Origin of the sequence: Streptomyces sp. NPDC005492, from assembly GCF_040605995.1 — a bacterium.
GTDB lineage: Bacteria > Actinomycetota > Actinomycetes > Streptomycetales > Streptomycetaceae > Streptomyces.
Genome location: NZ_JBEXDX010000005.1, coordinates 1 through 12,891 on the forward strand (window position 1 = coordinate 1; position 12,891 = coordinate 12,891).

A 12,891-nucleotide genomic window follows, 5' to 3' on the forward strand; every position below is an offset into this window, starting at 1 on the left:
TGCTTTGCGGAAACGCGGCGGCCAGGACCGTGCCGGGGATCGCTCAGGCGAGCCTTCGTGATCCGGTCGTGGTGGGCGGGTTGTCCCGCCGGACCGGCGCACCCGCGGGTTCACGTCGGGGGAGGACCGAGCTCGTCCGCGTTGGTGAAGCGGTGGAAGTCCCCGTCCGCGGCCGGCAGGGTGACCGCGGTCATCGCGGCGACCCTGGGGACGGTCATCAAGCGCCGCGCGACCGGGTCGTCCAACGCCTCGGCGGCCGGCCGCCGTTCCACCTCGGCGAGTTCGGCATCGTAGAGGTCGAGCTACCGCATCAGGGCACCCACGGTCTGCCGCTCGTCGGCGGACAGCGTCTGATGCTCCAGCCAGGCCATGCTGCGAGTGCCGAAGAGATCGGTCACCGGCGGTCGCTCCAGCATGTTGCGGTGCAGCACTGCCTGGACCTGGCTCGTCACCCGGATCCGCCCGCGCACGAGCTGAGTTCGGTGCGCGGACCTGCGCTGCAGCATCCTGATCCGCTCGTCCGGCGGCCAGGTACCCGGTAGGAAGTCAGCGGGCAGAACCTGGGCCGGGTTACGGGCGTCGACCTTGCCGGTCTTGCCCTGCTGGTGGCCTCCAGTGCCACTTGGTCGTCCGGGCGCAGCCCGGCGGCGAACCGATGAACCGCCCCACGGTCTGCTTCCGACACCTACGGACTCGCGCTCACGACGCAACCAGGCAGGTCGCAGGGGTGGCCATCATTCGCATCCTCGGTGAGATTGAGATTGAGATCGAGGAGTGGAAATGTCTCGGGGAATTGATCGTCAATGCCTTTGGCGACTTTCAATTCCTTCGCTATTGTTGTCGCCGCGTACCCCCTGTTGGCGCTGCTGTAGTCAGTCGGACTGCTCAACCGTGCTTTGAAACGGAATTGCTTCCAAGCTGCCACATTTCATAGTTCCCGCATTCTGCCGTGATCTCGGCCGTCGCTTGAGCGGCGGTGATGAAGTCGTCGACCACTGGCGAGGTGTGCGATGCCGCCACCGCGAGGCACACCTGGTCGGGCGCCAGATCCGGGATGGGTACATAGACGATGTTCGGATGTGAGTAGAACACGGTCGCCGAACGGGCCAGGAACGAGATGCCCCGGCCGGCCGCGACATGCTCGAGCGTTTCGTCCACCCCGCGCACCAGGTACCCGGCATTGGGGTGCGGGCGCCTGGTGGGCTGTGTGCTCGGGTCGGTGTGCCAGACCAGCGGTTCGCCGGTCAGGTCTGCCTCGGTGACCTCCTCCTTGCCGGCCAACCGGTGGCCGACGGGCAGCACCGCCACCCGCGGCTCGGTGTACAGCGGGGTGACGTGCAGGCCGGCCTCGTCGATGGGCAGCCGCACATAGCCGACGTCGATGCGGCCGTCGAGCAGCATCGGGGCTTGGTCGTCCCCTTCGATCCGCTGCACGTCCACGACCACGTCCGGGTGCTGGGCCTCGAACGCCCGCGCCGCCGGGATGACCGGGATGCCGGCCCGGAAACCGACCATCAGCCGCCGGCTGCCGCGGGCGGCCACGGACACCCTGCGGCGGACCGCGTGGGCGGAGGCGAGGAGCGGACCGGCGTCGGTCAGCAATTGTCGGCCCGCGTCGGTCAGCTCTACGCCGTGGCGATCCCTGGTGAACAGCGAGGCGCCGAGATCCTGCTCGAGTGCACGGATCTGCCGGCTGAGCACTGGCTGCGCGATATGTAGCTCTTCGGCGGCGCGGCCGAAGTGCAACTGGTCGGCCACGGCGGCGAAGTAACGCAATTTGCGCAGGTCCAGATCCATGACGTCTCCCAGTCCGGTGATGCCTTCAGGGTATCACCACGGCCAAAAGAAGTCTTGGACACGCACTCAGGTCAATGGCAACCTGAAAAGGTGCCTATCGGGGCCGAATTGAGTTCGGCACAAGAATTCGACATCGAAACTTGACAGCAGGGTCCAGGCCCAGAATGAGCACGCTGTTTCGGATACCTATTTAATTCAACGGAGTGATCGTGGGAAAGCTCGATGGCAAGGTGGCGGTGATCACCGGCGGATCCACCGGCATGGCACTGGCCGGAGCCAAACGGTTCGTCGAGGAAGGAGCGCACGTCTTCATTCAGGCCCGGCGGCAGGAAGCACTGGACGACGCCGTCAGGCTGATCGGCCGCAACGTCACCGCCGTCCAGGGTGACGCGGCCGAACTGGACGACCTGGACCGCTTGTACGACACCGTCAAGCGGGAAAAGGGCTCGATCGACGTGCTGTGGGCCAGCGCCGGGACGGGCGAACCCGCCGTCCTCGGCGAGATCACCGAGGAACAGTTCCACCGCGCCTTCTGGCTCAACGCGCGCGGCACCCTGTTCACCGTGCAGAAGGCGCTGCCGCTGATCAACGACAACGGCTCGATCCTCATGACCGGATCCAACGCCTCCCTCGGCGCCTTCCCCGGCTGGAGCCTCTACGCGGGAAGCAAAGCCGTCCAGCAGGCCTGGGCCCGCGTCTGGCTCAACGAACTGCGCGACCGCAGGATCCGGGTCAACGTCCTGACCCCCGGCCAGGTCTCCACCGCCAAACAGGAAGAACTGTTCGACGAGGCGACCAAGGCCGCATTCGAGTCCCTCATCCCCCGCGGAGAGATGGGCCGCCCCGAAGAAATCGCCACCGTCGCCCTGTTCCTCGCCTCCGACGACTCCAGCTACGTCAACGGCCTGGAACTGGTCGCCGACGGCGGCACCACCGCCATCTGAACCACACACCAGGAATGCCGCGGGCACACCCCACGCGAACGCCGAATTCGCTTGCCGACGAGCCGGAGGTGCCGGGAAAAGCACGGCAGTCGGCCCGGAACGCCGCGGCCGACGCCCTGCGGCCTGACCCGGCACGAGCGAGACAGAGCGACATCCCGAGAACAGGAAGAGAGCGCACCTCATGAGCAGCATCACCCTCATCGGTACGGGGAACATGGCCCGTACCATCGGCACGCTCGCGGTGGCGGGCGGCAACACCGTCGAGGTCATGGGACGCGATCAGTCCAAGGCCGATGACCTGGCCAAGGCTCTGGGCGGCGGCGCTACGACGGGCAGTTGGGGCGCCGTCCCGGCAGGGGACATCGTCATCACGGCCCTGTTGTACGACGGTGTCGTTCCGGTCGTAGCCGAGTACGGAGACGCCCTCGCGGGCAAGGTCGTCGTCGACATCAGCAACCCCTTCAACGCCACGTTCGACGGACTGGCCCACAGCGAGGAGACCTCGATCGCGCTGGAAGTCGCCAAGGTGGCCCCGGCCGGCGCCAGCGTGGTGAAGGCGTTCAACACCATCTTCCGCAATGTCCTGGAGAAGGGCCGGCCCAACGTCTTCATCGCCGGCGACAACGCGCAGGCCAAGGCCCGCGTGGCGGCATTCATCGAAAGCCTCGGGCTGCGCCCGCTGGACGTCGGCGGCCTGAAAATGGCGCACTGGCTGGAAGGAGTGGGCGTGGTGACGATGGGTCTCGCCGGCAACGGGGTCGGCCACGGGGACTTCGCCCTCGGCGTCCACGAGTTCACCGGCTGAGCCCCGGGGCCGAGCAGCCGGCGAGCAGGGCGCCGTGCGCCCTGACCATGGTTGACCCGGGCGGGGACAGCCGGGCCTTTTGCCCGCTCCGTCAACACACCGACTTCTTCCTCGGCGCCGGCATTCTCGGCTGAGCGCACCCGCACCACCACTTCTCGCGCCACATCACGCCAGTGGATCTGCGGCACGGGGAGAAGCGGCCCCTCCACCTACTCTCACAAGGACAGCGGTATGCGTGTTTTCGTCACGGGCGGGACCGGCCATTCCGGTTCGTACATCATCCCCGAGCTCATCGCCGCCGGACATGAGGTCACCGGCCTTGCCCGGTCGGACACGGCCGCGGCGGCGGTGTCCGCGCTCGGCGCGAAGGTGCGTCGCGGCGACCTCGAGGATCTCGACGGGCTCAAGGAGGCGGCCGCGGACTCCGACGGCGTCATCCACGTCGCGCACAGGCAGGACCTGCTTCCCTCCGGCGGGATCGACGCCGTGGCCGCTGCGGAGCTCCCCATCATGCTCGCGTACGGCGAGGCACTGGCGGGAACCGGAAAGCCGCTGGTCGCGGCGGGGAGCATAGGCTCGCCAGGGGATCTGGGCCGGCCGGCCACCGAGGAGGACCCGGCACTTCCCGGCGGCGATGAGTACCGGGGCACCCTACGGGTTCGCAACGTCGTGGAAACCGCCGTGGTCGGCCTCGCCGAGCGGGGAGTGCGGTCTTCGGTCGTGCGGATCGCCAACATCGCGCACAGCACGACCGATCGTGCCGGCTTCCTCGTGCAGTTGATCGCGCTCGCGCAGGAGAAGGGTTACGTCGGCTACCCCGGAGACGGCGCGAACCTGTGGAACGCCGTGCACGTCCGCGATGTCGCCTCCGTGTTTCGCCTGGCGCTGGAGAAGGGGCCGGCCGGCAAGTACTGGCACGCGGTCGGAGACGGGGGCATCCCGTTCCGCGAGATTGCCGAGGCCTTGGGCAGCCGTCTGGGCCTGCCCGTCGTGAGTGTTCCCGCGGACGTGCTGATGGTGCCGGGATACTTCGGGTTCCTCGCGAACGTGGTCACGCAGAGCTACCCGGCGTCCAACCTCATCACCCGCCGGACCCTCGGCTGGGAACCCGCTGAGCTCGGCCTGCTCGCCGATCTGGACAACGGCCATTACTTCTCCGCCGGTTGACGGCAGGGACCCGAATCGTAATGAGCCCGGCACGTGACAGGGGTTCGGCTCTTCTGGAAGGACGCTGAAAATATGACGACTGTGGGATTCATCGGAAGCGGCAACATCGGCAGTGCCGTCGCGCGGCTCGCCATCGAGGCCGGGCACCAGGTCGTGCTCAGCAACTCGCGCCGTCCCGAAACGCTCGCGGACACGGTCGCGGACCTGGGGCCGCGGGCATCCGCGGCGACGAGCGGGGAGGCCGCGGCGGTCGGCGACATCGTCGTGGTCACGGTGCCGGTCAAGGCCTTCCCCAACCTGCCGGCCGCGTCACTGGCCGGGAAGACGGTCATCGACACGTGCAACTACGGCCCCGAGCGTGACGGGCACATCCCCGAGCTCGACAGCGAGTCGCTCACTTCGAGCGAGCTGCTGCTGCGGTACATCCCGGACGCCGTGCTCGTGAAAGCGTTCAACAACATCTTCTTCAAGCACCTGCTGTCACTCGCCCGCCCGGCGGGGGCGGCCGACCGCTCGTACCTGCCGATCGCCGGGGACTCCGTGCCGGCGAAGGCGGCGGTGACCGAATTCATCGAATCCGTCGGGTACGGCGTGGTGGACGCGGGACCGCTGGCCGACAGCTGGCGGCAGGCGACGGGCACGCCGGTGTGGGGGACCCCGTATGGGCCGTACTCGGACGAGAAGGGTCGGCCGGTCGACGAGGACGCCATCCGCGCGGCACTGGCCGCCGCAACGCGGTAACCGTAAGTTGGCGCGGGCCGCGGTACAGCCGGACCGTGTCAGGGCCCGTCCGGTAGAGAGGCACCGGGCGGGGCCATGACGCAGAACTCGTTACCGTCCGGGTCCGCCGGATGCCATGTCCTGCCATGCTCGCGGACCGGACGCCCGTGAGCGCGGCCGCTTGCAGGTCGGTGACCTGGCGGACCTCGGCGGTCAGGTCCCGGGTACGCAAGTCCAGGGGAAGACGGTTCTCCCGCTTCCTGAGCCGGGGATCAGATGGGCGCGCGTGCATGGCTTGGCAGTTCGTCGTGGTCGAGCCAGCACTGTCGTGGCCGCCGGCTGGTGGACACGATCAAGGGCTCGGCAGGGCCACGGAGGTGCGGTCGTTGTTCGTGTTCGACCCGTACCGCCAGGCCGTGATCCTGGTCGGTGGTGACAAGGCCTCCTGTATGACATGACACGCGAGTCGGGCACCGAGTCGAGGGCGGGGCGGAGAGGTGAGACGGCTCTGGAGAGCATGGACCAACTGCTGGCTGACGTGGGCCGCAGGACGCTGTCGTGGAACGTCACACGCCAGGCGCTGCTGGCGCTGGCCCGGCACACCCCTTTCGACCAGTCCTACATCAGCGAGCACCTCCGCGATGTCGCTGTCTACTTGAAGCGTGGCCGCGAACAGGTCCTGGCCGTCGTACGGGAGAGCGTTCCGGCGACCGGTTCCCTGGTCATCGTCTCGCACAGCCGTCCAGCGAAACCTGAGGCACCCAGGCCCACACGCCATGGGCGTCGACTGGCTCACGGCCCACGACCCCGAGGACATCGTCGCACTGGGCCATCCCCTCCCGACCCGGTCCGCTTCGCTGGGTCGCCCTGCCTGGGGAGACGTACAGAACATCGCGGTCGACAACGGCGACAAGCCGCACGCCATCGACCGCTACCTCGCCCACCCGGACGTCGCTCAGCACATCGGGAGGGCGGCGACGCTGTGACGGCGTGCCAGGGGTACGGATCGTGGACCTCGGCTACCGGTATCCCACCCTCCACGCCGGGCCGCGCTCGTTCGGGCTCGACCCCGTACCGCTGGAGCACGAGGTGTGCAAGGCCAGGGGTTCCACCGGTGAACGCCCGTCACGGCACACCCGTACCCCCTGTCGTGACAGACCAGACACAGCAGCCGCACCGACGCCCCACAACCCGCCTGCGCCACGGCGCCGCCCTCGCCCTGCTCCCGCTGGCCGTGGCCTGCGGCGGAGGCGAGGACGACGGCGCGGCGGAACGCAAGCGCGCGTCCGTGACCGCCGCGCCCGAAGCCGGTGTCGTGGCGCCGGCGAAGGTCGAGGTGATCGCCGGGCTCACCGGCTGTACGGCCGAGATCCGGATCGACGCGGAGGAGTTGCGCGAGGGTGTGTGCCGGACGAAGCGGGGCGAGTACCGGATCACCACGTTCCCCGAGGACCGGTTCCAGGTGACCTGGCTCGACAGCGCCGCCGTCTACGGCGGCAAGTACCTCGTCGGCACCCGCTGGGTCGTCAGCGCGCGGCCGGAGCTGCTGGACGGCTTCCGCTCCCGGCTCGGCGGCACCGTGCGGGAACTGCGCGGGATCGGGCCCACCACGGCGCCCTGAGTCAAGGCTTCGCCATATGGCCCAGGTGAGTGAGAGGGCGGGAGTCTCCCGACGTATCCACAGGGGCAAGTGGTACGCCCGGCGAAGGGAAGCTCCGTGATCCAGCAGCGCATCGTCCTCCTCTCGGCCGCGGGCCTCGCCGCCACGTTCCTGCTGGCGGCGTGCGACAGCTCGATGGACAACACCTCTTCCGCACCGGCAGCCGTGACCTCCGTACCCGCGACCTCCGTGCCCGCCACACCCGCCACCGCGAGCAGCGCGCCGTCGGGCGCGACCACCGGCCTCGTGGCCGAGGCGGTCAAGGGCGGGGGTGATGTGGTGACCGACGACAAGGGGATGACCCTCTACCGCTACGACAAGGACGAGCCGTCTCCGTCCAAGTGGACGTGTTCCGGGGAGTGCACGAAGACCTGGATCCCCGTCATCGTGCGGAACTCCGTACAGACCACGGGAGTTGAGAAGAGTCTCCTCGGCACGGTCCACCGGTCCGGTCAGACGCAGCTCACCCTCGGCGGCTGGCCGTTGTACCGGTACGTGGGCGACACGGCGGCGGGTCAGCTCAACGGGCAGGCCAAGGACCGGATGTGGTATGCCGTCACCCCGTCCGGGCAGAAGCTGACCGCCGCGGGTTGAACCGGACGGCGCACAGGCCCAGTTCAGTGGAGGTGGGCCAGCACCTCCTCCAGCGGCAGGTCGAAACGGTCCTTGTCGTCGGTCCAGCGGCGCAGCACCGTTGCCGCTCCCTCCGCCAGGTCCGGCGGCAGTCCCGCCGTGCGCAGGGTGGCCGCGATCTCCTCCAACTCCGGTGCCCACCGCCACGCACGGGCGGCGACGCTCGGCAGTTGCTCCGTCTCCGCGAGGATGTTGGACGTCAACGCGCTTGCCTCCAAGGCCAGTTCGGCGCCCACTCCGTGGCTCGCGGCCAGGGCGTGCGACACGGCGGCCAGGACGCGGGCCGACTTCTGGTAGGAGGCGTACGACATCTTCAGCGCCGAGGCCGCGCCGACCCCGGCGTCGAGCGGGCGGGCCAGGACCCGGGTGTCCTCGAACACCGCCGCCACCCCGGCCACCGCCTCCCCGTCGCCGCTCAGATAGAGGCGCGGGGCGCTGTCCGGTCCTGGTGGGCCGCCCAAAATCGAGCCGTCGACCAGGAGCACCCCGCGCTCGGCGCAGGCCGCGGCGATACGCCGGGTGCGGTCCGGGCTGATGGCGTTGGCCTCGACGTACACGCCCCGGAAGGGGTGCGCGAGGACCTCGTGCGCCACGTCCTCCGCCGCGTGCGGCGGGCAGACCGACAGCACGAAGTCGCTTGCGGCCAGGGCGGATTCGAGGGACTCGGCCGCCTCCAGGCCTGCCTGCCGGGCCCGTTCGAGACTGGCGGGGCTCCGGCCGGTGGGGACGTACAGAACCCGGGTACCCGCAAGGGCCGCCTGGCCGCCGACTTTCGCGCCCATGGCGCCGGGATGCAGAAGCGTGAACGTGGTGGTCATGAGGCCACGTTACGAGGGTGCCGTGACAGCGCCGATGTTCTTGAGCGTCGAGAGGAAGAGTGTGGGGCATAGGAGAGGGGCATAGGAGTTATGAGCCTCGGGAGGGCGCCATGAACCGACAGATCCGTGTTCGCGTCAGTCGCCGGCCCGCCACGCCTCGTGACGACACCATCGACCGCAGGACGCCCTCGGGCCGACTCCTGCCGTACTGACGAGGCCCTGCCCCTCACAGAGGCGACCGCCAGTCCACCGTCGTGCCGGTGTCGCCGCCGTCGTCGTACACCGTCAGGCGTACGGCGTCCCGGCCGTCCGGCAGCGGGGTCGTCACGTCGAGTGTGATCTCCAGGCGGGAGGCGCCGGGGCGGCGGGACGCGGTGGTGAGGGCGCGGCGCAGGGCGGTGAGGAGTTGGGCCGCCACCTGGTCGGGGACGAGGGTGTCCACCGGGCCGGTGAAGTGCGTGGAGGGCTGGAAGCCCAGGGCGGCCGACGCGCTCGCCGTCTCCCGAAGTACCTTGCCGCGCAGGGTGGTTGGTGCTTCGGCCGGTGGTTGTTGCAGGGCGAAGATCGCCGTGCGGACCTCCTGGATCGTCGACTGGAGTTCGTCGACGGCACGACCGAGGACCTCATGGGCCGGGTCGGCAGGGCCGCCCCTGCGCTGGGCGGACTCCAGCAACATGCCGGTGGCGAACAGGCGTTGGACCACCAGGTCGTGCAGATCGCGGGCGATACGGTCGCGGTCCTCGTAGACCGCGAGGCGTTCGCGGTGGTGCTGGGCGTCGGCGAGGACCAGGGCGAGGGCGGCCTGCGAGGCGAACTGCGTCGCCAGCGACCGCTCCACGACCGTGTAGGGGCGGTCGGCCGGGCGGCGGGGGAGCGCGAGGGTGCCGATGAGATGGCCGTCCGCCTGGAGCGGCAGCATCATGCTGGGGCCGAACCGGTGCCGTACATGCGTCGTCATGCGCGGGTCGGTCGCCGAGTCGTCGATGAACACCGGTTCGCCGCCCAGGAGTTGGACGAGGACGGGGCTGCCGGGCGCGATGGTCGTACCGACGATGTCGCCCGGGTCCTCGAAGGTGGAGGCGGTGACGATCTCCATGCCGCCCGCCTCGGTGGGCTGGAGGATCACGCCCGCGGCGGCGTCGGCGAGCGCCCGGGCGCCCTCCGCGACGGTCATCAGCGCGTCGGCCGCGCTCTCGCCGGTGAGCAGCGCGGTGGTGACGGCCGCCGCGCCCTCGATCCAGCGCTCGCGCTGCCGGGCCGTCTCGTACAGGCGGGCGTTGCCGATCGCGATGCCGGCCTGCGCGGCGAGGACGTGCAGGAGTTGTTCGTCCTCGGCGGTGAAGGGGGCGTCGTGCCGTTTCCCGGCGAGGTGGAGATGGCCGAACGCCTCGTCCTGGACGTGGATCGGCACGCTGAGGGCGCCGGGGGACGGGGGCGCGACCGCACCGGTGCGGATCTCGGTGAGCCCGTCCTGGCCGGGGTCCGTGGTGCCGAGCGCCGCGTACCGTGCGCCGGTCAGCTCGGCCGCGCCGTCCACGATGTGCTGGAGCGTGGTGCGCAGTTCGAGCTCGGAACCCACGCTCAGGACGGCTTCGAGGAGCGGCGAGAGAGCGGGGACGGGCTCGCTCACCTCAGGTCGCCAGCGGGTCCAGGACCAGCGGCTCGATCTTGCCCTCCAGCATGTAGCCCAGGCCCTGTACGGCACATACGTCCGGCCGCTCGGCGATGTGCACCGGCATCCCGGTCGCCGCGCGCAGCATCTGGTCGAGGCCGGGGAGCAGGGCGCTGCCGCCGACCATCATGATCCCGCGGTCGACGAGGTCGGCCACCAGGTCGGGCGGGCAGTTGCGCAGCACCCTGCCGATGCCGTCCAGCACCGCGGTCAGCGGGGTCTCGATCGCGTCCCGTACGGCGGCGGTGTCGACCTGCACGGAACGGGCAAGACCGGTCGCCACGTCCCGCCCGTGGATCTCGGTCAGGGCCGGGCCGTGCGGGGTGAGACCGTTGCCGGACAGGGCGAGCTGGAGCGGACGTACGGACTGGCTCGGGAGCATCAACTCGTGCTCGTGGCGCAGGTGTTGGACGATCGCGTGGTCGACGGCCTCGCCACCCACCGGGATGCGCTCGGCGGTGACGATGGAGCCCAGGGAGAGCACGGCGACCTGGGTCGCGGCCGCCCCGCACACCATGATCATGGTCGCCTCGGGCCGCTCGACGGGGAGCCCGCAGCCGACGGCCGCGGCGATGAGCGTGTCGACCAGTTCCACCCGGCGCGCCCCGAGCCCGACCAGCGTCTCGATCGCGGCCCGCTGCGCCAGCGGGTCGGCGTCGTGCGGGGTGCAGGCGGCGGCCCGCAGCCGGGGCTTGCGGCGCAGCGCGCGGCGGACCTTGTCGCCGATCAGGTGCCGCAACATGCGCTGCGCCATCTCGATGTCGACGACGGTCCCGCCGGAGACCGGCCGGACCACCCGGATGTAGTCGGGCGTACGGCCCGTCATCTTCTCCGCGAACTCTCCTACGGCGATCAGCGCGCCGGTCCGCGTGTTCACGGCGGCGGCGGACGGCTGGTCGACGATGAGCCCGGCGCCCTTGACGTAGACGCGGGTGCGGGCCGCGCCCAGGTCGACGGCGAAGTGACAGCGTCGCAACTGCTCCAGACTGACGGTCATGGCAGGTTCTCCCGAGAGCGCGGACCGGGCGTCGCCGGGCGGCGGGCCTCCTTCGCATCGTGCGGGGGCGGGGGAGCGGGCGCGTCTTGTGGTGGGCCGGGTGGGGCGCGACTGAATGGGGGTATTTATCTGCAATGTCGGAGTTAAAGAACGGCTAAAGGGAAGTGGCGGTCATTCGGTTCGGTCCTGGGCCAGGGAGCGTTTCAGGAGCTTGCCCATGTCGTTGCGGGGGAGCGTGGGGAGGTGGTGGACGACGCGGGGGCGCTTGTGCGGGGCGAGGCGTGCCGCCACATGGTCGGCCAACTCCGTTAGTTGTGGCGGGGATTGAGGATCCGTCGGGACGATCCAGGCCACGATCCGTTCGCCCAGGTCGGGGTCCGCTTCGCCGGTGACGGCGGCCTCGCGGACCCCGGGGTGTTCCAGGAGCGCGTTCTCGATCTCGCCCGCGCCGATCTTGTAACCCCCGCTCTTGATCAGGTCGGTGGCCTTCCGGCCGACGATCCGTACATAACCGTCGGGGTCACGTACGGCCATGTCTCCGGTGCGGAACCAGCCGTCGGCGGTGAACGCGGCGGCCGTCGCGTCGGGCCGGTTGAGGTACTCGGTGAAGAGGTTCGGCCCGCGCACCTGGATCTCGCCCACGCTCTCGCCGTCGTACGAAGGGAGGGGGGTGCCGTCCTCCTCGACGAGCCGTAGCTCCACACCGGGCAACGGGACCCCCACCGTCCCGGCGCGCGGCTCACCGTCCGCCCGCACACTGGTGTTCATCAGGGTCTCCGTCATGCCGTAGCGCTCGATCACCCGGCGGCCGGTCGCCGACGTGATCCGCTCGTGGTCGTGGACCGGCAGCGCCGCCGAGCCGGAGACCAGCAGGCGGGCCCGGCCGAGGGCCTTGGCCAGCCCGGGGTCGTCGGGCAGGGTCTCCGCGATGCGGTGGTACATCGTCGGTACGCCGAACAGCATGGTCGCCCCGTCGTTCAGCTCCCGCGTCACACCCTCCGTGCTGAACCTGCCCAGGTGCCGTACCGAGCCGCCGCGCCGCAGCGGGCCCAGGATGCCCAGCACCAGACCGTGCACATGGAACAACGGCAGCCCGTGCACGAGCACGTCCTCGCCGGTCCACTGCCAGGCGTCGGCGAGCGCGTCCAGCGTCGCCGCGAGCGCCCGGCGCGGGATGACGGCGCCCTTCGGCGGGCCGGTGGTGCCGGAGGTGTAGACGACGAGGGCGGGGTCCTCGTCGCCGGGGGAGACGGCCCGGCCCGCGCCGCCCCCGACCGCCCGCACCTCGACATCGACGCGCTCCAACTCACCTAGCGCGGAAGGCAGTTCGTCGCCCGGAGCCGCCAGTACCACCGTCGGCGCGCTGTCCGCCAGGATGTGCCCCAGTTCCTTGTCGCCCGACTTCGGATTGAGTGGCACCGCGGCCACCCCGACCCGGAGCGCCGCCACCACGGCGACGGCCGTCTCCAGCGAGGGGGTGGCCCACACGGCGACCCGGCCGGCGCCCGCGCACCGCACCGCGAGGACGTCCGCAGCCGCGCCCAGCTCCGCGTACGTCAGGGACCGGTCACCGAACCTGAGCGCGGGCCGCTCGCCCGGATTCACCAGGGCCGGAAAGAGGATGGACACGCGGCGCACTCCTAAGCCGTCGGGGTCACGGATCCCCAGACCTCGGGGA

General features: G+C 70.3%; 14 protein-coding genes. 7 read left to right on the forward strand and 7 right to left on the reverse strand.

The window, feature by feature from the left end:
* Positions 1-110: 110 nt before the first annotated feature.
* From ABZT04_RS08860 to ABZT04_RS08870, 3 genes are all read right to left on the reverse strand, one after another.
* Positions 111-272: a hypothetical protein gene (locus ABZT04_RS08860; protein WP_356054604.1), complete on the reverse strand. Its 162-nt coding sequence runs from the start codon at positions 270-272 to the stop codon at positions 111-113.
* 30 nt (positions 273-302) lie between these two features.
* Entirely contained in the window at positions 303-506 is a 204-nt protein-coding gene (locus ABZT04_RS08865; protein WP_356054606.1) for a hypothetical protein, read from the reverse strand.
* Between the two features lie 379 nt (positions 507-885).
* The gene (locus tag ABZT04_RS08870; protein WP_356054608.1) at positions 886-1,797 is read right to left on the reverse strand and encodes a LysR substrate-binding domain-containing protein; all 912 of its coding nucleotides are present in this window, start codon (positions 1,795-1,797) and stop codon (positions 886-888) included.
* 209 nt (positions 1,798-2,006) lie between these two features.
* Between ABZT04_RS08870 and ABZT04_RS08875 the strand changes: the two genes are divergently transcribed.
* The 7 genes from ABZT04_RS08875 to ABZT04_RS08905 all read left to right on the forward strand — a co-directional run bounded on the left by ABZT04_RS08875 (position 2,007) and on the right by ABZT04_RS08905 (position 7,687).
* On the forward strand, positions 2,007-2,741 hold the full coding sequence (locus ABZT04_RS08875; RefSeq protein WP_356054610.1) for an SDR family oxidoreductase: 735 nt from the start codon (positions 2,007-2,009) through the stop codon (positions 2,739-2,741).
* Between the two features lie 181 nt (positions 2,742-2,922).
* Complete coding sequence (locus tag ABZT04_RS08880; RefSeq protein WP_356054612.1) at positions 2,923-3,546, forward strand: NAD(P)-binding domain-containing protein; 624 nt, start codon at positions 2,923-2,925, stop codon at positions 3,544-3,546.
* Positions 3,547-3,777: 231 nt separating this feature from the next.
* Positions 3,778-4,713 (forward strand): SDR family oxidoreductase, encoded by a 936-nt coding sequence (locus tag ABZT04_RS08885; RefSeq protein ID WP_356055149.1) that lies wholly within the window; start codon positions 3,778-3,780, stop codon positions 4,711-4,713.
* An 81-nt stretch (positions 4,714-4,794) separates the two neighbouring features.
* Positions 4,795-5,454 (forward strand): NAD(P)-binding domain-containing protein, encoded by a 660-nt coding sequence (locus tag ABZT04_RS08890; RefSeq protein WP_356055151.1) that lies wholly within the window; start codon positions 4,795-4,797, stop codon positions 5,452-5,454.
* A 755-nt stretch (positions 5,455-6,209) separates the two neighbouring features.
* The gene (locus ABZT04_RS08895) at positions 6,210-6,419 is read left to right on the forward strand and encodes a hypothetical protein (RefSeq protein WP_356054614.1); all 210 of its coding nucleotides are present in this window, start codon (positions 6,210-6,212) and stop codon (positions 6,417-6,419) included.
* A gap of 164 nt (positions 6,420-6,583) precedes the next feature.
* Complete coding sequence (locus ABZT04_RS08900; RefSeq protein ID WP_356054616.1) at positions 6,584-7,054, forward strand: hypothetical protein; 471 nt, start codon at positions 6,584-6,586, stop codon at positions 7,052-7,054.
* A gap of 96 nt (positions 7,055-7,150) precedes the next feature.
* Positions 7,151-7,687, forward strand: coding sequence for a hypothetical protein (locus ABZT04_RS08905; RefSeq protein ID WP_356054618.1), 537 nt, complete (start codon positions 7,151-7,153; stop codon positions 7,685-7,687).
* A gap of 23 nt (positions 7,688-7,710) precedes the next feature.
* Here the strand turns inward: ABZT04_RS08905 and ABZT04_RS08910 are convergent, their stop codons facing one another.
* The 4 genes from ABZT04_RS08910 to ABZT04_RS08925 all read right to left on the reverse strand — a co-directional run bounded on the left by ABZT04_RS08910 (position 7,711) and on the right by ABZT04_RS08925 (position 12,842).
* Positions 7,711-8,544, reverse strand: a complete 834-nt coding sequence (locus tag ABZT04_RS08910) for a DUF1932 domain-containing protein (protein ID WP_356054620.1) — start codon at positions 8,542-8,544, stop codon at positions 7,711-7,713.
* 226 nt (positions 8,545-8,770) lie between these two features.
* Positions 8,771-10,174: a GAF domain-containing protein gene (locus tag ABZT04_RS08915; RefSeq protein WP_356054623.1), complete on the reverse strand. Its 1,404-nt coding sequence runs from the start codon at positions 10,172-10,174 to the stop codon at positions 8,771-8,773.
* Position 10,175: 1 nt separating this feature from the next.
* Entirely contained in the window at positions 10,176-11,213 is a 1,038-nt protein-coding gene (locus tag ABZT04_RS08920; protein WP_356054625.1) for a rod shape-determining protein, read from the reverse strand.
* A gap of 171 nt (positions 11,214-11,384) precedes the next feature.
* Positions 11,385-12,842 (reverse strand): acyl-CoA synthetase, encoded by a 1,458-nt coding sequence (locus ABZT04_RS08925; RefSeq protein ID WP_356054627.1) that lies wholly within the window; start codon positions 12,840-12,842, stop codon positions 11,385-11,387.
* Between the last annotated feature and the right edge of the window lie 49 nt (positions 12,843-12,891).

Coding starts and splice junctions, on each gene's coding strand:
- ABZT04_RS08895 (WP_356054614.1), top strand. CDS start 6,210: ATGGGCGTCGACTGGCTCACGGCCCACGACCCCGAGGACATCGTCGCA.
- ABZT04_RS08870 (WP_356054608.1), bottom strand. CDS start 1,797: ATGGATCTGGACCTGCGCAAATTGCGTTACTTCGCCGCCGTGGCCGAC.
- ABZT04_RS08920 (WP_356054625.1), bottom strand. CDS start 11,213: ATGACCGTCAGTCTGGAGCAGTTGCGACGCTGTCACTTCGCCGTCGAC.
- ABZT04_RS08910 (WP_356054620.1), bottom strand. CDS start 8,544: ATGACCACCACGTTCACGCTTCTGCATCCCGGCGCCATGGGCGCGAAA.
- ABZT04_RS08880 (WP_356054612.1), top strand. CDS start 2,923: ATGAGCAGCATCACCCTCATCGGTACGGGGAACATGGCCCGTACCATC.
- ABZT04_RS08885 (WP_356055149.1), top strand. CDS start 3,778: ATGCGTGTTTTCGTCACGGGCGGGACCGGCCATTCCGGTTCGTACATC.
- ABZT04_RS08865 (WP_356054606.1), bottom strand. CDS start 506: ATGCTGCAGCGCAGGTCCGCGCACCGAACTCAGCTCGTGCGCGGGCGG.